The organism is Paenibacillus marinisediminis, assembly GCF_054343325.1.
In genome coordinates this window covers 20211-39797 of record NZ_JBTGUH010000015.1, presented here as the reverse complement: position 1 = coordinate 39797, position 19587 = coordinate 20211, and the positions used below count along the sequence as shown (strand labels likewise).

At 48.5% G+C, this 19587-nt stretch carries 17 protein-coding genes; 13 read left to right on the top strand and 4 right to left on the bottom strand.

Going from position 1 to position 19587, the window contains the following annotated elements:
- Positions 1 to 37: 37 nt before the first annotated feature.
- Both ACXX53_RS21080 and rpsD read right to left on the bottom strand, forming a co-directional pair.
- A complete protein-coding gene (locus ACXX53_RS21080) occupies positions 38 to 3205 on the bottom strand; it encodes a transglycosylase domain-containing protein (protein WP_458570657.1) in 3168 nt (1055 codons plus the stop codon).
- A 329-nt stretch (positions 3206 to 3534) separates the two neighbouring features.
- Positions 3535 to 4134 (bottom strand): 30S ribosomal protein S4, encoded by a 600-nt coding sequence (gene rpsD, locus ACXX53_RS21075; RefSeq protein ID WP_458570656.1) that lies wholly within the window; start codon positions 4132 to 4134, stop codon positions 3535 to 3537.
- 531 nt (positions 4135 to 4665) lie between these two features.
- Here rpsD and ACXX53_RS21070 point away from each other — a divergent pair.
- The 5 genes from ACXX53_RS21070 (at position 4666) to ACXX53_RS21050 (ending at position 9261) form a co-directional block, all read left to right on the top strand.
- Positions 4666 to 6519: a diguanylate cyclase gene (locus ACXX53_RS21070; RefSeq protein WP_458570655.1), complete on the top strand. Its 1854-nt coding sequence runs from the start codon at positions 4666 to 4668 to the stop codon at positions 6517 to 6519.
- A gap of 303 nt (positions 6520 to 6822) precedes the next feature.
- The gene (locus tag ACXX53_RS21065) at positions 6823 to 7938 is read left to right on the top strand and encodes an aminopeptidase (RefSeq protein ID WP_458570654.1); all 1116 of its coding nucleotides are present in this window, start codon (positions 6823 to 6825) and stop codon (positions 7936 to 7938) included.
- Between the two features lie 101 nt (positions 7939 to 8039).
- Entirely contained in the window at positions 8040 to 8282 is a 243-nt protein-coding gene (locus ACXX53_RS21060) for an HPr family phosphocarrier protein (protein ID WP_458570653.1), read from the top strand.
- Positions 8283 to 8427: 145 nt separating this feature from the next.
- On the top strand, positions 8428 to 8721 hold the full coding sequence (locus ACXX53_RS21055; RefSeq protein ID WP_458570652.1) for a DUF1507 family protein: 294 nt from the start codon (positions 8428 to 8430) through the stop codon (positions 8719 to 8721).
- Positions 8722 to 8898: 177 nt separating this feature from the next.
- Positions 8899 to 9261 (top strand): Asp23/Gls24 family envelope stress response protein, encoded by a 363-nt coding sequence (locus tag ACXX53_RS21050; RefSeq protein WP_458570651.1) that lies wholly within the window; start codon positions 8899 to 8901, stop codon positions 9259 to 9261.
- Between the two features lie 33 nt (positions 9262 to 9294).
- Here the strand turns inward: ACXX53_RS21050 and ftsW are convergent, their stop codons facing one another.
- Both ftsW and ACXX53_RS21040 read right to left on the bottom strand, forming a co-directional pair.
- Entirely contained in the window at positions 9295 to 10527 is a 1233-nt protein-coding gene (gene ftsW / locus ACXX53_RS21045) for a putative lipid II flippase FtsW (RefSeq protein WP_458570650.1), read from the bottom strand.
- A 33-nt stretch (positions 10528 to 10560) separates the two neighbouring features.
- The gene (locus ACXX53_RS21040) at positions 10561 to 10908 is read right to left on the bottom strand and encodes a YugN family protein (RefSeq protein ID WP_458570649.1); all 348 of its coding nucleotides are present in this window, start codon (positions 10906 to 10908) and stop codon (positions 10561 to 10563) included.
- Positions 10909 to 11129: 221 nt separating this feature from the next.
- Here ACXX53_RS21040 and ACXX53_RS21035 point away from each other — a divergent pair, with 221 nt between their 5' ends.
- The 8 genes from ACXX53_RS21035 (at position 11130) to ACXX53_RS21000 (ending at position 19580) form a co-directional block, all read left to right on the top strand.
- Positions 11130 to 12326, top strand: a complete 1197-nt coding sequence (locus tag ACXX53_RS21035) for an amidohydrolase (RefSeq protein WP_458570648.1) — start codon at positions 11130 to 11132, stop codon at positions 12324 to 12326.
- 81 nt (positions 12327 to 12407) lie between these two features.
- Positions 12408 to 12833, top strand: a complete 426-nt coding sequence (locus ACXX53_RS21030; protein WP_458570647.1) for a CBS domain-containing protein — start codon at positions 12408 to 12410, stop codon at positions 12831 to 12833.
- A 179-nt stretch (positions 12834 to 13012) separates the two neighbouring features.
- Entirely contained in the window at positions 13013 to 14716 is a 1704-nt protein-coding gene (locus ACXX53_RS21025; RefSeq protein WP_458570646.1) for a DNA repair helicase XPB, read from the top strand.
- Positions 14682 to 16769 (top strand): helicase-associated domain-containing protein, encoded by a 2088-nt coding sequence (locus ACXX53_RS21020; RefSeq protein ID WP_458570645.1) that lies wholly within the window; start codon positions 14682 to 14684, stop codon positions 16767 to 16769. The genes ACXX53_RS21025 and ACXX53_RS21020 overlap by 35 nt, the downstream gene beginning before the upstream one ends.
- Positions 16770 to 16829: 60 nt before the next feature.
- Positions 16830 to 17243: a YlbF family regulator gene (locus ACXX53_RS21015; protein ID WP_458570697.1), complete on the top strand. Its 414-nt coding sequence runs from the start codon at positions 16830 to 16832 to the stop codon at positions 17241 to 17243.
- A gap of 54 nt (positions 17244 to 17297) precedes the next feature.
- A complete protein-coding gene (locus tag ACXX53_RS21010) occupies positions 17298 to 17561 on the top strand; it encodes a YlbG family protein (RefSeq protein WP_458570644.1) in 264 nt (87 codons plus the stop codon).
- Positions 17562 to 17761: 200 nt separating this feature from the next.
- Positions 17762 to 18661 carry a selenium metabolism-associated LysR family transcriptional regulator gene (locus ACXX53_RS21005; RefSeq protein WP_458570643.1) on the top strand — a complete coding sequence of 300 codons (900 nt, stop codon included), beginning with the start codon at positions 17762 to 17764 and terminating at the stop codon, positions 18659 to 18661.
- 22 nt (positions 18662 to 18683) lie between these two features.
- A complete protein-coding gene (locus ACXX53_RS21000; RefSeq protein ID WP_458570642.1) occupies positions 18684 to 19580 on the top strand; it encodes a PHP domain-containing protein in 897 nt (298 codons plus the stop codon).
- Positions 19581 to 19587 lie beyond the last annotated feature (7 nt).

Genomic DNA, 19587 nt, shown 5'->3' with positions numbered 1-19587 from the left:
ACAGGGCCGTCTCGATGAGACGGCCCTGCTTGTTAATCTATTCGCCAACCTGCACTTGGCGTGATGGCTTGGATTCACCGACAGCATTTACTGCTGTGACGTAGTAGAAGCCTTCCGGCTTCAACGTAATGATCTCGAACTCCGGTGTTGGGCTGGAACCAATTCGTTCATAGTTGCCGTCCCGCTTCGAGCTGTAGTACACATTATAAGACTCCGTTTTATGGTTGGATGCCTTCCACGTAAGTTTCACTCCGAGATCCGTTACACTGGATCTTACTTGGTTAGGCGCATCAGGTACTTTGTCCACTGATGTAGTCGGAGGAGTTTCTTCCTCCGGCTCAGAAGGATCTGTCGGGTCCACTGGGTCGCCAGGTTCGCCAGGTGTTTCTCCTTCACCCGGATCTGTATCGCCAGGATCGGTGACCTCGCCGCCAGGCGTTTCTGGTGTCGTGCTGGCAGCACCCCATGCTGCGTGTGCGGAAGGGGCTGACTCTTTGCCAACTACGTCAACAGCAGTTACATAATAGCTATAACTGTTCGATGCAGATGCGTAGTTGAGGAAACGCAGCTCTTCACCTACTAGAGCTGAACCTTGAAGCTGGTGTGGTCCGCCGTTCAATGACCGATATAGACGGTAACCGACGATATCTTTCTCAGGACTGGCTTCAAATTTAACACGAACCGTAGAGTCGTTGACGGGTTCTACGACAACAGATCCGGGAGCGCTAGGAGCGCTGCCGTCATCGGCTCGCGGATCCTCCTTGGACGGTGCATCATTTCCCGCGTCTTCCGGTAGATAGCTTTCAATGGAGCGGCGCTTGCTGCTGGATGACAGCTTGTTAAGCGCAGTCTTCAGTTCTTCTACAAGGTCTTGAATCGGCTTCTCCCGCTTCACCATGACCTTTTCACGCACCATATCTTCCGGTGTAGCAGGGTTTGGTACATAGTTCACATTTTCATACGTTACATACTTCGCTTTCACAAGAGCATCCTCTTCTTCAGTAGGAATGTACTTGCGGTTAAAGATGTCGGTCACTAGTTTATTCGATTGACGTGTCAGATCATTCGGCAGCTTGCCGCTGTAACCAGAGACCGTCATGCGCACGATCCCGTCAGGACGCTCAAACTTCTTCGTTGAGAGCAATTCCGGCTTCACCTTGAGCGTTTCATTCATGACTTTGGACCATATTTCTCGCGCACGCGAGTATGCGCTCTTGTTCAACACATGCTTCTGCTCATCGTATCCGACCCACATGCCCAATGTAACATCAGGTGTATAGCCAACGAACCAAGTATCAGCATAATTCTGAGTTGAACCGGTCTTACCGGCAACTTCAATCTCGCCAAAGCCATCAAACTCAGATTGAATCTTTCGACCTGTTCCACGAGGATCCGTGATTACCGTCTTCAGCATATCCGTCATGAGATATGCGCTCTGCTGCGATACGACTTGCTGCGGTTCAACCTTGTGCAGATATACTTCCTTCGCGTTTGAGTCCAATATCTTCGATACGAAGTAGGCATCGGTAAACTTGCCTTGATTCGCAATCGCGCTGTATGCATTAGTCAATTCTTCAACCGTTACTCCGACTGTAAGACCGCCAATAACTCCGGTTTGCGAATAATAGTCGTCTGGCTGAATCGTCGTAATACCTAGCTTCTCGACAAACTCCCATGCGCCTTTAATCGTAACCTTATCAATGAACACCTTAATAGCAGGCAGGTTAAGGGATTGATTCAACGCGTCCCTCGCTGTTACTAAGCCTTGATAACGCATATTAGCGTTGCCTGGGATATGGAAACCCTTGTTAGAGTCCTTCAGCACGATTGGCGCATCGTCTATGATCGAAGCTGGTTGAATCGCACCGCTATCGATCGCAGGCAAGTAGGCCGCGACCGGCTTCATCGTTGAACCAGGCTGACGTGTCATCTGAGTAGCCAAGTTCATCTGCTCTTTATAGAAATCGCGCCCTTCGATCATCCCGAGGATTGCGCCTGTCTTATTATCAAGCATAATACCGGCTACTTGCTCCATGCCTTTCGTTTCACTGTCAGGAGAGAAGTTCTCCGGGTTCTCCGCAATCTCGCGCATCGAGTCATAGATCGTCTTGTCGATCGTCGTATAGATGCGGTAGCCGCCGCGAAGCAGTTCTACTCGAGCTTGTTCCATGAGATCCGCGTTCTCTGCTTTGCGAAGATCTTCCTTCGTGAGCTGCGGGTTCTTCTGCAGCACCATGACCTCGGCTGCCGCACGCTCTGCTTCCATCATGAGATAAGGATATGTAGAATAGGCTTTTTCTTTTGGTTTAGCCATGGAACCCTTAATGTCAAAGGCTAATGCCTCTTCGTATTGCTGCTGCGTAATCTTATTTTCTTCCAGCATATACTTTAGTACGCGCTTCTGACGCTCGATCGCCTTCTCAATTCCCTTCTCATTGTATTCACCTTTACTGGTGAAAGCAGAGTAGGTGGATGGCGCCTGCGGAAGCCCGGCTAAATAAGCGGCTTGCGCGACATTAAGCTTATCTTTCTCTTTGCTAATGTCGATATCGAATATACCTTTGGCTGCAGCTTTAATGCCGTATACGTTATATCCATTCGAACCATTGCCAAAATGCATCTTGTTCAGGTATGCGGTTATGATTTCTTGTTTCGATAGGATTCGCTCGATCCGCAATGAGAGGAAGATCTCCTTCGCTTTGCGGCTGTCCGTCTTATCTAAGCTCAGAAATACTTGACGCGCCAACTGCTGTGTAAGCGTACTGCCGCCCGTCTGTGTAGGAGTATTCAATACTTTTTGTAGTACAGCACGGGATAATCCCTTTATATCGATACCATTGTGTTCGAAAAATCGGTTGTCTTCCGTAGCCACCAATGCATCAATGACAAGCGGGGGAATCTGATCATAAGTGACTGGAGTGCGATCTTCATCTGTTCGCAATTGTCCAATTAGTGTTCCGTCGCTAAAATATACATAGCCTGTTATTGCATTCTCTGAAACTTTTTGCTTTATGAATTCTTCACTTCGCACTTCATCGTCTTTTACAAGAGAGGTCACATATCCGGTCACAACCCCGCCTGCCATGAAACCGCAGAGCAGTACGAACAGCATGAACCATTTCGTAGCTGTCCATATGACACGTCCAACGGAGCGCTTGGGCCGTGCCGGTTTAGGGGTAGGATCCGTCACTTTCTCTTCAGCCATGCATCTTATCCTCCTTAATGATTGCAGCGCTTTCCATTATATCATAAAAAAGTAGTATTGTACTTGAATGTATAGACGCATCTTCTATCAATTTGTTCTATATCCTTTGGCGCTATATTGAATAAATTTGGCAAATTAGTTTAGGAAAAATGGATAGAGCGCTTGAGCTCCAAGACGGTGATATCGTCCAAGTTGGAAGAAGCAAGTTCGCGAGAATTAAGCTGGTATAACGTAGCAAATAGCTTCTAATTGCGATTATGTGCGAATATATAAGCACAAAAAAACCGCTGAATCCCGAAGGGGTTCAGCGGTTTCTCTTTGTCCGAATATTAGCGGCTGTAGAACTCGACGATTTGCTTCTCGTCGATGTCTTGAGACAATTCAGCGCGCTCAGGAAGACGGATGAACTTACCTTCCATAGCTGCTTCGTTGTACTCAACGTAAGCTGGCAGGTGATGACGACCTTCGATAGCTTCTTTGATCGACTTCATGCTGCGGCTTCTCTCACGCAAGCCGATAACGTCGCCAGTGCTTACCAAGTAGGAAGCGATGTCGACTTTCTTGCCGTTTACAGTTACGTGACCATGGGAAACCAACTGACGTGCGCCTGCACGGGAGTTAGCGAAGCCAAGACGGTAAACGAGGTTGTCCAAACGGCTCTCGAGCAAGAACATGAAGTTCTCACCAGCGATACCTTGCATCTTCAATGCGCGATCGAACAAGTTGCGGAATTGCTTCTCGCTCAAACCGTACATGTGACGAAGCTTTTGCTTCTCTTGCAATTGAACGCCATAGCCGCTCAACTTTTTGCGTTGGTTAGGACCATGTTGTCCTGGTGGATATGCGCGTTTCAATTCTTTGCCAGTACCGCTCAAGGATACGCCCAGACGGCGGCTTAATTTAAACTTAGGACCTGTGTAACGTGCCATAATATAATTGACTCCTTCGTATATCATAATGGGATTAGATGAGGGTCAGTTTGCGCCGAATTCACTCTATGCTCAATTCTGTGAGCTCAATCGCGAAAGTTCAGCCGCTGTCGCGATTGTGGTGAGATCCGTAAGGGTGACACAACAGTTATTCCCCATATACATCATACAATTTTATAAGACAACAAGGTGCCGTGTCAAGTTTCAGTTTAGGAGTAAAATAGATTTCCATCATTTTATAGATTCCGAACCTAAAACAGCATAGTACTACAAATATCGGCACCGAGTGACGGAACTATTAGTAGTTATTCGACATAGTTCTAAAGACCCAAAAAAAGTTGTGAACTTCTGTCAATAGAGTACCTTTTGCTTAAGAAATCATGTATGATAGAAGTAGAAAATTTCGGTATGAAGGAGAACAGGATGACTGACCGGCAACTCTCACCTAAGTCAATTAACAATAGGATAGCCAATTGTGAGCATCTCGAGCATGTACAGGGCGACCAGAGCATGCCTCCAGGGCAGTCTCGGATGAGACCGGATGTTTTGGTGAATGATTTGCCCTGGGTGAAGCAGCTGCTGCAAACGGCTTACATTCAATGGCTTATAGAAATTCCAAAGTCAGTTCGGGCTTTGCTTGGCACGCCATTCCTGTATGACTATGCCGGTGTGAGCATAGAGGGAGAGGAGGCTCAGCTGGAATCAGTAGAGTCTGACTGCTTGCAGAAGTTAATAGCCCAAGCTATCTCTGAGCACACCTCTGCAACTATCGCTCTTGAACTAGATAAAGTATTAGTCGCGATTCCAATGATGACGAGATCAGCAAACATTTGCATTGGCGTACTTGTATATCGAGTAGCATCCGAACTTGCAAAAGACGGAGTGCTGTTGATTGAAGGCTGGGCAATGCAATTGCGAACTCATTTCTATAGAGAATATGACCTAATGGTATCGGATGAGGCACGAAACGCTGCGCTTGCCGTTGACATTGAAGCGAAGCGGAGACAGGTGCTGCTGGATGTTGTTCGGCATCTTCATGATCATATTGAGGTGGACTCCGTCCTGTCGCAGATCGTGAACGGAATCCTAATGCTGCTGCCAGATGTTCAAGTTGAAGTGTTCCTATCTCAAGACCATCACAGCGAGAATCCCCATGTTAAAGAGTTAACCTTTAACTCAGAGAGTGATCCGCTTGTCATGCAAGCTTTCATGAACGGGGAGGCTTGTTATTTGCAGCGTAAAGATCAGTACCTTGAAGTTGTACTAGCTTTGACTGGCAAGCAGGGATCTTATGGTGTGCTTAAGCTGACATTCTCCTCTGACAAGAATCCGGATCCATCTGATATGCAGATGGTTCAATTAATCGTAGAAACCGCAGGCACTGCGTTCGAGAATGCGCGATTGCATGAACAGGCGAATGCCGTCATACAAGAACTGCGCTTTATAAATGATCTGACCAAGCGTATCAACCAAAGCTTGCGCTTGCGGGATGTGTTTCATGACGCGACCCAAGAGTTAATACGTGTATTCCGTGCAGACTTCTGCATGCTGCTGCAGTTGGATGCGAATGAGGACAAGTTTGAAGTCGTGTCGTCGAACCGCGCCGAATACAATGGAGTGAAGCTTCCTGGAAACAGCGGCCTATTCGGATATATGCGCTCATTGCGCGAGCCGATCATTATCTCGGACACGAAGGAGCAGTCTCAAGAAAGAGTTCACTTCTTTGAGCAGATTCAGCTTCGTTCCATTATTGCTGTTCCATTGTTTGGAGGCGGAGAGATGGTAGGGATTGTAGTCGTAGCGGACAAGCGTCCTCACTTTTTCTCCTATGATAATTATAAGCTACTGCAGATGCTGGCAACTCACTTAGGACTTGCGATCGCGAATGCGAAGCTGCATGCGCGTGTAAAGCATCTTGCGAACAAGGATCAGGTAACGGGCTTATATGCTCGTCATTACTTAGACAAGCAGATTAACCGTCAATTGAACAATGATTTTTGCGGATCGCTTATTGTGGTCGACATCGACTTGTTCAAGCAAATTAATGATGTATATGGACACCAGATCGGCGATAAGATATTGAAGCAGGTCGCTGAGATCATCCGCACCTCGATCCGCGAGGCGGATATTGCGGCACGTTGGGGCGGGGAAGAATTCGCCGTGTACTTGCCGCAGTTGAATGTGGCGCAGACAATGAAAGTAGCAGAGCGTATTCGCAACCGCGTTCTGAATGAAACAGATCCAGGCGTTACGGTATCGTGCGGTATCTCAGAATGGAATTGGCAGGATGATAAGATAAGTGTAGAATCGTTATTTTACCGCGCGGATATGGCGATGTATGAAGCGAAGGACAATGGACGCAACCGAATTCGGATTCGTTCCTGATTATGAATATTAGCGGGGCTGTCTCGTTAGCGAAGAGCTAATGGGGCAGTCCTTTTCTTTCGTGTCACTAATGACAATATCGGTATACAGAGCAAGCATATGGTGGAATACTAGATTGACCGTTGGTCATTGAATCAATCGCTTCAATTCTGGCAGCAGCATATAGACAATATCGCTGACTTCAAATGCGGCTCGTGGTACAATTAAGGGTGCTCGGCATCATATGGCATCATATTCCGTATAGTCAGCGACAGCATGTCTTGTTCTGACTTCTTATTTACAGACGATTGAGGAGGAAGTTGTATGAAGGATCCAAGAATTGAACAATTGGCACATAATCTGGTCAATTATTCTGTTAAAGTGCAGACAGGTGAAAATGTACTGGTGGAGATGATCGGCTCAGAGCGTGAGCTAGTTCGCTGCCTTATTGATGAGATCGGCAAGGCTGGCGGTCGTCCTTATGTACAGCTAACGGATCGCTCGGTGCTCCGTTCCCTGTTGATGAATGCAACGAAGGAGCAAATGGAACAATGGAAAGAGTTCGATCTGCTTCGCATGCAGCGCATGGATGCATACATCGGTATCCGTGCAGGCGAAAATGCTAGTGAGCTCTCAGACGTACCTTCGGATAAGATGAGATTGTACGACAGCATCTACTCACATCCTGTACATATGGAAGAACGTGTGAAACGCACGAAGTGGGTTGTGCTTCGTTACCCGAATTCCTCCATGGCTCAATTGGCCAACACTTCTACAGAAGCGTTTGAAAATTTCTATTTCGATGTATGTAATCTTGATTACTCGAAGATGGATAAGGCAATGGATTCGCTCAAGACGCTTATGGAGAAGACTGATCGCGTACGGCTCGTAGCTCCTGGTACAGACCTTAGCTTCTCGATCAAAGGGATTAATGCGATCAAATGCGCTGGAGAACTCAACATTCCTGACGGAGAGGTCTATACGGCACCTGTTCGAGATTCAGTCAACGGAACAATCACCTACAACACTCCGACTTTGCACGGCGGCACAACATTTGAGAATATCTCTTTCCGCTTTGAGAATGGCAAGATTGTTGAAGCGACGAGCAATGATACGGATCGCTTGAATGAAATTCTCGATGCGGACGAGGGGGCGCGTTACATTGGAGAGTTTGCAATCGGTGTGAATCCGTATATTCTGCACCCAATGAAGGATACTCTATTCGATGAGAAGATCGCAGGCAGCATCCACTTTACACCTGGACAAGCTTATGAGATAGCTGACAACGGCAATCGTTCGTCTATTCATTGGGATCTAGTGCTTATCCAGCGTCCTGAGTATGGCGGCGGCGAAATTTACTTTGACGATGTTTTGATTCGTAAAGATGGATTGTTCGTCATACCGGAACTAGAATGCTTGAACCCAGAACAACTAAAGTAATCGATTTCCAACCCAAATCATGTTGCGTGTTCGAATAGGTTCAAGGTATGATGGTTATGAGTAAGTGTATACTTATCTAAATATTAGTTGGAGGGATTACGATGGCAGACAATGCTGCAATTGTTGAAATTTCCCAGAAAGCAAATCAATACCGTTCCTCGATTGTTCTTCAAGCAGACAACAAATACATCGATGTTAAGAGCATCTTGGGATTGTTTACAACGCTAGTTGATAATCATTCCTATGAGCTCCATGTGCATGGTGCGGATGCTGAAGAGGCAAGAGAAGGAATGGCGTCTGTATTTGAGAAGCATGGGTTGAAAGTTACGATCGTCAGCGAATAGTACATATGTACCCAAGCAGCCAGAAAGCCGATGAACGAGAATCGTTCTCGGCTTTTTTGGTGTGCGTGTCTTGTGTTCAAAGTCGTAATCGTCTAATATGATAGTAGAACAAATGTGACTTCGGGTCATAGGGGGGATATTAGGCATGACTTCGTCGAATGTGTTGCAACAATTGAATGACAAGGCGTTATTCTTGCTAGAAGAAGAAGCGCATCAGATAGAGAAACTGATCCAGGTTCAGATGGAGAACCTGGCGACACGTTATTGCCCTCTCTATGAGGAAGTGTTGGATACTCAGATGTATGGTTTCTCACGGCAAGTAGACTTTGCAGTTAAGGCAGGGCTTGTTGAAGAAAATGTAGGCAAGCAGCTAGTCAGTATGCTGGAACGGAACTTGGCTTCGTTATACGAAGCGTTAGATAAGTCTCGTCACAAATAATAAACAAGGGACTGCTCTAGAAGTCATTTGGCTTAGGGGAGTCCCTTTTTACACCATGATCAGTCACAAGAATGAGAGTGTTAGACATGTTTATTTGAGTACATATGAGCTTGTTCGTTTGATTTCATGTTGGCTGAACGTTACAATAATATCAAACGGATAGAGAGGAAGATGACAATGCCAGAAGAACAACTGTTGAATGAAGATGGAACGATTCGGATATCGAATGATGTCGTTGCGACGATCGCAGGGCTGGCTGCTCTTGAGACACCTGGGGTAGCTGCAATGTCCGGAGGTTTGTCAGAGGGTTGGGCTAAACGTTTGAGCGGTAAGAACGTGCAAAAGGGTGTATCGGTTGAAGTAGGTCAGGTTGAGGCTGCTATTGATTTGCGAGTAATCATAATGTATGGTATGCCGATTCATGAAGTTTGCCGACAATTGCAGCTGAATGTACGTGAAGCTGTTCAGAATATGACAGGCTTGAACGTGGTCGAGATCAACGTTAAAGTAGAAGGCGTTGCGTTCAAGGACGAGGAATAATACGAATACAATTGCTGTATAAAGAAAAAAAGACTACATAGGCCGTAAAGGCCGGTAGTCTTTTTTGCGTTCTAGCGTAGTTATCGCTTCACTTCGAATTGTCTTTGGTTGGTCTACTCGATAGCACTCTCGAGAAATGTTGAGCAGGATGCCGATGCTTGCCATCGTTATGAGCAGGGATGTACCACCATAGCTGATGAACGGCAGCGTGACTCCTGTTAATGGAATCGTACGGGTAACACCACCAATATTGATAAAGGCTTGCACTGCGATATTCCCGATGACACCTACACCGATGAGAGTACCGAAAATATCTGGGCATCTCAGCGCGATAAGCAATCCGCGCCAGATGAAATAAGCATAGACAAGCAGGAATATCGTCGTTCCGATGAATCCCAGTTCTTCCGCAATAACGGCAAAGATAAAGTCGTTATACGGATAAGGGAGGTAGAAGAGCTTCTGAATGCCTTGTCCGAATCCAGCTCCAGTCCATCCGCCGTGAGCAATCGCCTTCAGTGACTGCATCAAGTTGTAGCTGGAGTTCTGTTCGTCTTGAAACGGATCGATCCACGTTGTAATGCGATCGAATCGATAACTGTCAAACGGATTATCTGGTGAAATCAATAAGCTGATGCCCAGTACAATAACGACACCTAGCAATCCGACCAATAGACAGTTAAAGATATGCTTCAGGTTGGCACCGCCAGCGATGACGATAATTCCAGCAGTCATCGTTAAGATTATAGCAGAACCTAAGTCCGGCTGCAGAAGGATAAGTCCGACAACGATACCGACGATGATCATGACAGGGAACAAGCCTTTCTTGAAATCGCGGAACTTCTCGCCTTTCTTCGAGATGAGCGCTGCAAGATATAGCACGACAGAGATCTTGGCTAACTCTGCTGGCTGTAAGCTGACAGGACCGAAATTAAACCAACTGCGCGCCCCGTTTCGTTCAACCCCGATTATTAGTACTAAGATAAGTAGGATTAAAGTGACGATAAATATCGGAATAAACAGTTTCTTATAGAGACGATAAGGAATATTCATTGCGACCAGCATCGCAATAAAGCCCAGTACGGCATACATTCCCTGGCGTTTGACGAAGTAAAAAGCATCATGATTGTAATCAGCAGAAACGGCAGCAATACTGGAACTTGCACTGAACACCATGACAATCCCGAAGCCCACAAGCAGCAGAGTCAACACGAGTAGTTGAAAGTCTGGTTTACCTTTGGTCGGCGGTGTCGGGGTATTCCCTTGCATGGATTTATAAGATGTACGTTTCAATGAATCCCCTTAAGCAACCAGCGCATGCTTGAGTTCTTCAAGCTTCTTCGTTGCAGTATTTAAGATGGATTGTGGGATTGGAGATTCATAGTCCAAGCCGTGCGGGAATGATGCTCTTCCCATATATACTGCCTCTATTGCAAGAATGGAATCTGCATCCTCAAGCTTGCCTTCTGTCACACGGGTGTTGATGCGGAGGTAGTAGTCTTCGCCGTTTTGTTTGTCTTCGAGCTTCAAATCGTATGTAGCGCGGTAATATTCCCATTGCCAGCGAACGAAGCCGAGCGACTCGGATACTTCGTCCAGATGAGCTAGATCGGAAACGAGTCCGTTCAGGCCGGAATGTTCAATGATCATGTTCCAGTTCCTCCTATTCTATTAACGCCAAGTCAATCTCCATTCCATGATAGTATGTTTCCTTTGTCAGCGCAAGATATCGGCACATTTTGTGGTAAGAAATGGAACATATCTTTTGCGACGAAAAAGGGACAATCCATGCGGATAGGGTATGTGCTACAATATGGTATATATTTATTTCATGTATTCATCACGGCTGAGGAGAGGACGTGGAGGTTGTCATGGTAAAATGGTGGCTTCAAACTGATGAATGGAAATTTGACGAGATGGTGGAGTGGCGCCGACATCTTCATATGCATCCTGAGGTTTCCTATGAAGAGGAACGCACTGCACGATTCATTGCAGAGAAGCTGGAACAATTCGGTATTCCGGTTACTCGCAATGTGGGCGGACACGGTGTTGTAGGCGTTATTCGCTCTACCTTGGGAGAAGGACCGACTGTTGCATTGCGGGCAGACTTTGATGCACTGGCGATTCAAGATGAGAAGACGTGTGAGTATCGCTCAACGGTTCCCGGTGTGATGCATGCTTGCGGTCATGATGGACATACAGCCGGCTTGCTGGGAGCTGCACGAATGTTGATGAATAACCGAGATAAATGGCGCGGTGAGATTCGTTTGCTGTTTCAACCAGCTGAGGAAATCAGTCCTGGCGGCGCGCAAGCGATGATACGCGAACATGCTCTGGAAGGTGTTCAGGCGGTATATGGAATTCACCTGTGGACTCCAATTCAAACGGGCACGATAGCGACACGTCCGGGACCGATTATGGCATCTGTAGATGACTTCTTCCTTACGATATATGGCAAGGGCGGGCATGGAGGAATGCCGCATGTATGTACCGACGCAGTCATAATCGGCGCTTCGCTCGTGCAGCAGTTCCAGACTATCGTCAGCCGCAACGTTTCGCCGCTTGATTCAGCCGTTGTATCTATAGGAACTTTGCAAGCAGGGTCAACACAGAATGTGATAGCCGATCGCGCCATTATTAAAGGAACGGTTCGTGCGTTCCAGCCTCATGTGAGAACATTGCTACAAGAGCGCATCGAGCAGATGATCAAACACACCTGTGCGATGTATAATGCGGAATATGAGCTGGAATATCGTATTGGATATCCAACGCTGGTAAATGATGAACTTGAAGCTGAGCGCATGATGAAAGCGGCGACTGAAAGCTTCGGATCGCATGCTATAGAGGAATCGGAAATGATCATGCCTGCTGAGGACTTTGCCTATTATGCGGAAAAGCTGCCAGCCTGCTTTGCATTCGTAGGTGCTGGCAATGATCAGCAAGCCAAGTATCCGCATCACCATCCCATGTTTGATATCGATGAGCATGCAATGCTTCAGGCAGGACAATTGTTGATCGCGACGGCGATGGACGCGCTCGTCCATTTGAATGTTCCCGTTAGCAAATAAATACATAAGCTCACTCCTCCCGTCGCTGCATGAAGCAGTGATGAACTGGGAACTTTAGAAATAGATTGGAGTGATGCTAATATGGCAACAGTGAAAGATGTCATGACTACTTCTTGTAAGACATTAACATTGCAAGACAACGTATATGAAGCAGCGGTATTGATGAAAGAACAGGATATTGGCTTTGTGCCGATTGTTGATCAGAATCGTGTCATCGGCGTTATTACGGATCGTGACATCGTCATTCGAGGTGTGGCGGAGAAGAAGCCAAATTCCGCAAGTTTATCCGATGTGATGACACAGCATCTGATCTCTGTAAGTCCAGAGATGTCGTCTGAAGAAGCGGCAGGTGTAATGGCTGAACATCAGGTTCGGAGACTTCCGGTCATTGATAATGGACATTTAGTCGGTGTTGTTTCTCTTGGGGATCTGGCTATTCGTACGCCGCAGTCCCATGAAGCGGGTCCGGCTTTAAGCGAAATTTCAGAGTCTCATTACACACAATGATCGTGAGATCGTGTGATGGCGATAAGTTCATTTCGTCGGCTTTCCTGTTGACACCGGTTGTTCCGGCGATTCGGGATATGATGAAATGAGCTTTTTTGCTGTAAAAATGATTTCCGATAGTGTTCTACTGCAATAGATCAGAATTACAATCGGCTGTAAGAAAGAGAGGTGCTGGGATCATGTCGAAGTTCGAGCTGGTTGTCCAGCAGGATCTTAGTATATTGGTTCATGAGCAAGGTTCGCGATATGCCGAGATCCGTTCGGCGCTGCAGCGATTTGCTTCACTCATTAAACATCCTGCGGGTGTGCATACGTTCCAGATAACCGCACTAACGTTATGGAACGCGGCAGCATACGGCCTTAAGGATACAGATGTTATCGAGATACTGGATCGGTACGCATCATGGCCGATTCCACTTCGCGCCAAGCAGGATATATCCTTATGGATGAATCGCTATGGACTGTTCACACTGTCTGGCGGAGATGAAGAGCTTACACTTCGGTTAACATGTCGGGATAACACCTTATTGGAACGGATGATGAACGATACGGAAACGGGCTCCTTATTCAGTGGAAGGATTGAACAAGGAGTTGCAATCGTTCCAGCGAAGCATCGAGGTCGTCTCAAACGCGTGTTGGCGCGAATCGGATACCCCGTCATCGACAAGGTTGGTTATCATGATGGAGATAAGCTTTCCTTTTCGCTCATAGGGGCAGAAGAAGATGGCCTTACGCTGCTGCGGAGCTATCAATCGGAAGCGGTCGAAGCGTATATCGGCGGCAAAGACAAGCTGGGCGGCGACGGGGTTATACTACTGCCGTGCGGAGCTGGTAAGACGGTTGTAGGGATAGGCGCGATGGCGGCGTTGCAGAGTGAGACGCTTATATTAACGTCCAATACAACCTCGGTTCAGCAGTGGAAGCGTGAGCTAATCGCTAAGACTACGATTAAGCCTGAACAGATCGGGGAATATACTTCAGCGAGGAAGCAGATTCGTCCTGTGACGATCACAACCTATCAGATGATGACGTATCGGCGGACGGAGGGAGAGGAATGGTCGCATATGCGCCTATTTCACGAGCGAGACTGGGGCCTCATCATATACGATGAAGTACATCTGCTGCCCGCTCCGATCTTTCGTACGACGGCGGATCTCCAGGCTACCCGCCGCTTAGGGCTGACAGCGACGCTGGTGCGTGAAGACGGCTGCGAACGGGATGTGTTCTCGCTTATCGGTCCTAAACGGTTCGAGCTGCCGTGGCGTCAGTTAGAGGAGCAGGGCTGGATTGCGACGGTTCTCTGCACAGAGGTCAGAGTGGCAATGTCGGAGCCGACGATGGAGCGCTATCGCCGCGCTGTGCTGAGGGAGAAAACGCGTATTGCGGGCGAGAACGAGGACAAGATCAGCATGACACGCCAGATCCTAGCAGCGCACCCAGACGTTCCGACACTCGTAATTGGACAATATCTAGATCAGCTGGAGGAGCTGTCGCAAGCCTTGCATGCCCCGCTGTTGACGGGCAAGACACCGCAGGATGAGCGTCAGCGGCTGTATGAACAGTTTAAGAACGGCAGTGTGCCGGTATTGGTCGTATCGAAAGTAGCCAACTTTGCCGTCGACCTGCCGGATGCTACGCTGGCGATTCAGGTATCCGGGAGCTATGGTTCCAGGCAGGAGGAAGCGCAGCGGCTGGGAAGATTGCTGCGACCCAAGGCGGATGGAAGAATGGCGCATTTCTATACGCTCGTTAGCGAAGATACGAAAGAAACAGAATATGCGATGAAACGTCAGCTATTTTTAATCGAGCAGGGCTATGAGTATAGGTTGATAAAGGAGTGGGAGAACGGTGAATACGGCACAGCTAATTCAAAAAGCAGTTAGCAGCAATGGAGCGGGTGACGATCAGCTTATCTCACTTTGGACAGAATATGCACGTGATCGCAATACGATAAAGGAAGCAATAGAAGCTTTAAGTCCAGAACGTCGTTCCCTATTCAAGGCGTTGACGCGCCGAACGGGGCCACTGCCGTTTGATCTGAACAAGCTGGATCAGTGGCATCATATCGACCTGCCAGTGTCCTACATACGCGCTCTGCTCCCGCAGTTGCTCAAGACAGGATTAGTCGCGGCGCTGCGCAAAACGTGGGGAGAGCGGATCTATTTCATCCCATCTGATATATATGAGGTTATGATTGAGCTTCAGCTGACGGAGGCTTTAGATACGTCGACTATTCAGCATAATTTTGTGGAAATGCCTGCCGTACAGCCTCTTTCAGATACAGATGCAATTGAAGCGGGAGAAGGAGCTGCAGGTGCAGTCTTCAGGTTAGCTGTCAGAGCAGCGGAGGAAGGATTGCCGCTTACAGCCAAAGGATTGCTGCATAAGAAGACGATTCAGCGATTGGAGAGCGAGCTTAATCTTCAGGACGAAACGCTGTCTGTGCTACACATCCAGTATCCATTTTCCGACACATTATCAATAGCCGCCACTCTTGCTCTCGATGTTTCGCTTCGGCTTGGTCTATTGCTCAAAGAGCCAGGCGGATATCGGCTTCATCGAGCGACGCTGAAGGAATGGCTGCAGCGACCTCTTGAGACATGGCGTCAGGCGCTGTTCCATATTGCGGCTGAACACTACGTCCCTAACCAAGTTGAGTATAAGCATATCGTTTATGCACTAGCATGTTCGAGTGCTGGAATAGGCGAAGAGGCAGGAGGAAGTCGTACTTATCATTGGCAGTGCGCGGAGCGTGTTATGGCAGTTCTGCTGGAGCAGGGATGGCTTCATGTTCCCGCGGATCAGCAATCAAGTGCTCATGTTGCAGGCACCGTGCGTGAATGGTTGTCAGCGGCCCATGAACTCGGTTTGTGCGATCTTGGGACGGATGATGCCGGTCAGTGGTGGTATCGCTGGCTTGCTCCGCTTTACGAAGATGCTTCTAATTGTGCTGAGAGCGAGCAGCTTGAAAGTATGCTGGACGGAATATTTGTCCAGCCTGACTTTGAAGTTATCGTCCCGCCCGACAGCTCCTTCCTCCTGCGTTGGGAGTTAGAGATGATGGCTGAGCGTGCAGCTTCAGAGCCCATGATTACTTATCGACTGACGCGAGAAGCATGTCATCGTGCGATTGAGTTGCGTCGTTCTCTTGAATGGCAGCTGGCATTTCTGGAACAGCATGCGATGTCAGGAGTACCGGATAATGTTCGGGATGCACTCGAACGCTGGGCTTCTCAATACGGCAGGGTGCATTTTGCAGAGGTGGTATTGCTGCGCGCTGCGGATCAGCCGACTGGTGAACGTATTGCACAGGAGATCGCGCAGAATAGGCTTGCTGGCGTTGTTCCAATTGGGCCGCAGGATTATATCGTGGAACGCAGCCAAATTGAGTCCTTGCGCAAACAGCTTGACCAGCTAGGTTTAACTCCATTGAAGCGTTGGGAATCCGAAAACGGAAGCAATCCAGATGAAAAATCGGATGTATTATTTTGGTTGCCAAATTCCAATAATTCTCAAGACAGCCGCGGAAATGCGGAGCATAATGGTCAATCGCTTGAAGCGGCTGGAAAAGGAATGGTTTACAGTCAAAGTGCATTGCAGTATTATGAAATGGACACGAGCATTCCAGAGGATGACGTGTTGGCGCAGTTCCGCCAACTGCCTGCTATGTGGACGACCGCTGTCCGCAGCTATCATTCCTCTACTTTAAGGGAACTGGTGGATACTGCTGTACGCCTGCGAATTCCGCTTTATATCGAAGACGACCAAGTCGGATCGATGAAAGTGCTTCCGATCAGAACTGACGATGCTGCTGCTCCCGCAGGTTGGTCAGTGACTGTGAAACGTGATTCGGATGGTGATGCAGAGTCCGTTGTGTTAAGTTCCTCATCGTGGAAAGGTGTGCGGATTATGCTGCCAGGTTGGTTGGAACGTTAGCGACTATCTATTAAGGAATTGAGCGTGATAATCGTGCTGCAAACGAACGAGCAGGCCGATATGGCCGCTCTGCTAACGACAGCTTATGAGTTGGGAGACATGGTTAAGGAATCGGCCGAGATGGCCGCTTATCTATATTGGAAAGAGCGAGTAGACGCTCAGCAAGATGTTCAGCAGTTATTGATTGAATTTGCCCGCAAGAAGGAATTGTTTGCTGAAACGGAACGGTTTGGCCGTTTCCATCCTGATTATCATGAAGCCAGAAAGGCTGTTAAGGAGATGGAGGCTCGCTTAGAACAGTTTGAGGAAGTATACGAATTCAAGCGTGCAGAGGAAGCATTGGACGATATGCTTTACTCCATGTCCAAGACGATTGCAAACTCGGTGTCAGAGTCTATTAAGGTGCCAAGCAATTCGCTGAAATCTTCTGGCGGATGCGGCGGCGGTTGCAGTGGCAACTGCAGCAGCTGCTGATCGATCAGAGGTTGATGCTCTTTCAATTCGGTAGCTAGGAAAGAGAGGGGAAGCATGTTTCCAGAACGGACAGGTTATATCATATGGATTAGTGATGTCAAAGCCGCTCGCAATCTTGAGAAGTATGGGGCACTCCATTACATTTCACGGCGAATGCAGTATGCCGTATTGTATGTGAACGCTGACAAAGCGGAGGAGACGATGAAAAATGTAAAGCGTCTCAGCTACGTCAAGAAGATTGAACGCTCCTACCGCAATGAGCTTAAGACGGAATACAGCGGACAATTTGAAGAGAAGACACGATTCTACGGTATGTAAGCTGTAGGAGGATCGTGTCTCCATCAGTTAATATGCATCAACCGCTCGCATGCCGATATCGGCAGCGGGCGGTTTTTTTGTGCAGCGTGCGATGCGCGGCAGAACGGATACACTTTAGATGCAGCAGGTGAATCAACGCAAGGGGATTGGATATAAATGTGATATAATGGACGCAAATATAACGAGGGGCAGGCGGGTGAATGGGAGTCAATTTTCATCAGCTGCATATTTTTTATACGGTTGCTGCCAAGGGCAGCTTTTCTGCTGCTGCTCAAGCGCTGCATATGACACAGCCTGCAGTAACGATGCAGGTTCAATCGCTGGAAGAATATTTCGGGACGAAGCTATTTCATCGATCAACGAAGAAGCTCCAGCTATCTGATGCGGGCAGAACGTTGCTCCCATTTGCCCAGCGCAGCCTCGACTTGGTCCGAGAGACCGAGCTGGCTATGACCCATTTTACGAATGAGCTGCAAGGAAGGCTTCAGCTCGGCGCCAGTCTGACGATCGGCGAGTACGTGCTGCCGCAGGTGCTTGGTTCATTTGGCTTGAAGCATCCGAAGATGGTGCTGCGCATGCAGGTGATGAATACGCGGCAGATCGTTGAAGGGATACGGGCGCACCAATTGGACTTAGGACTGATCGAAGCCCCTATATCGGACGCTGATATTGAAGTGGAGTCTGTGATGGAGGATGAGTTAATGCTGATCGTCCCAGCCAACCATCGCTTGGCGGGTTCTGAGGTCGTAACGATGTCCGATCTGCTGGACTGCTCATTTGTCCTGCGCGAGCAGGGCTCTGGAACGCGGCTCGTCATGGAAGAGACGCTGCGGCAGCACGGAGTTGACCCATCGCAGATACGAGTGGTCATGGAGCTCGGCAGCAGCGGTGCGGTCAAATCCGCTGTTGAAGCCGGCATCGGCGTGACGATGCTCTCGCCGTCAGCTGTACGGCATGAGCGCGCCTTGAAGCTTGTGGACGCGCTGCGTGTAGAGGGTGTTTCCTTCACACGCCAATTTTACGCCGTGCAGCTTCGCGACAGCATGCTGGCATGGCCGGCAGCGGCCTTTCTAAGCCATATGAAAGGGCAAAAGACATAGTATCAAGAAGGAGAGACGGAAGATGATCGAACAACCATATAGCAGTATTGGATATCCGCTTGAATCCAGCGGTGCGGATATGCACTCCCATACGACAGCCTCAGACGGCATGGAACGTCCTAGCCGCAATGTTCAGTTAGCTAAGCTGGCAGGGATGGAAGCCGTCGCGATTACAGATCATGATACCGTAGCGGGAATTGCGGAAGCGAAGCGGGAGGCTGACGTGCAGGGGATCGAGCTTGTACCCGGTGTAGAAGTGAGTACAGTGCTTGAAGGCGTGGATATTCATGTGCTCGGCTACTACATCGATGATCAGGATGAGCAGTTCTTGAAACGGCTTGCGAGTCTGCGTGAGACGCGGGATCGCCGCAACGAGATGATGTGCGCCAAGCTCACGGAACTGGGTATTCCTCTGACTATGGAGGAGGTTGTGTCCGAGTTGGGTCGACCGTTAGCAGACGGTGAGACGGTCGGTCGCCCGCACATTGCGGACGCGCTCGTTAAACGAGGTGTGGTCCGCAACATGAAGGAAGCGTTCGACCGCTATCTTGGCGCTAACGGAGCGGCATATGTGAATCCGCCGCGCATACGTCCGCAGGATGCGGCGCAATGGATTCGTGATGCGGGAGGCGCGGTCGTGCTTGCGCACCCTGGGCTGTACGGCAGCGATGAGCTTGTAGAGCGAATCGTCGCGGATATTAAGCCCGATGGGATCGAGGTATGGCATTCCGATCATGGTGAGGAGGATGTCATACGGTATGAGAGGATGGCAGAGCGCTGCGGGTGCTTGAAGACCGCTGGCTCCGACTTTCACGGCGCCCGTCAAGGCGAAGTATTTCACGGTCGATTAGGCTCAAGACGGATCGGAATGGATACCGTTCATCAGCTGAAGCTGATTGCTGACCGTTTGAAGGCATAACAGCAAA

Coding starts and splice junctions, on each gene's coding strand:
- ACXX53_RS21080 (WP_458570657.1), bottom strand. CDS start 3,205: ATGGCTGAAGAGAAAGTGACGGATCCTACCCCTAAACCGGCACGGCCC.
- rpsD (WP_458570656.1), bottom strand. CDS start 4,134: ATGGCACGTTACACAGGTCCTAAGTTTAAATTAAGCCGCCGTCTGGGC.
- ACXX53_RS21070 (WP_458570655.1), top strand. CDS start 4,666: ATGAGACCGGATGTTTTGGTGAATGATTTGCCCTGGGTGAAGCAGCTG.
- ACXX53_RS21065 (WP_458570654.1), top strand. CDS start 6,823: ATGAAGGATCCAAGAATTGAACAATTGGCACATAATCTGGTCAATTAT.
- ACXX53_RS21060 (WP_458570653.1), top strand. CDS start 8,040: ATGGCAGACAATGCTGCAATTGTTGAAATTTCCCAGAAAGCAAATCAA.
- ACXX53_RS21055 (WP_458570652.1), top strand. CDS start 8,428: ATGACTTCGTCGAATGTGTTGCAACAATTGAATGACAAGGCGTTATTC.
- ACXX53_RS21050 (WP_458570651.1), top strand. CDS start 8,899: ATGCCAGAAGAACAACTGTTGAATGAAGATGGAACGATTCGGATATCG.
- ftsW (WP_458570650.1), bottom strand. CDS start 10,527: ATGCAAGGGAATACCCCGACACCGCCGACCAAAGGTAAACCAGACTTT.
- ACXX53_RS21040 (WP_458570649.1), bottom strand. CDS start 10,908: ATGATCATTGAACATTCCGGCCTGAACGGACTCGTTTCCGATCTAGCT.
- ACXX53_RS21035 (WP_458570648.1), top strand. CDS start 11,130: ATGGTAAAATGGTGGCTTCAAACTGATGAATGGAAATTTGACGAGATG.
- ACXX53_RS21030 (WP_458570647.1), top strand. CDS start 12,408: ATGGCAACAGTGAAAGATGTCATGACTACTTCTTGTAAGACATTAACA.
- ACXX53_RS21025 (WP_458570646.1), top strand. CDS start 13,013: ATGTCGAAGTTCGAGCTGGTTGTCCAGCAGGATCTTAGTATATTGGTT.
- ACXX53_RS21015 (WP_458570697.1), top strand. CDS start 16,830: ATGGCCGCTCTGCTAACGACAGCTTATGAGTTGGGAGACATGGTTAAG.
- ACXX53_RS21010 (WP_458570644.1), top strand. CDS start 17,298: ATGTTTCCAGAACGGACAGGTTATATCATATGGATTAGTGATGTCAAA.
- ACXX53_RS21005 (WP_458570643.1), top strand. CDS start 17,762: ATGGGAGTCAATTTTCATCAGCTGCATATTTTTTATACGGTTGCTGCC.
- ACXX53_RS21000 (WP_458570642.1), top strand. CDS start 18,684: ATGATCGAACAACCATATAGCAGTATTGGATATCCGCTTGAATCCAGC.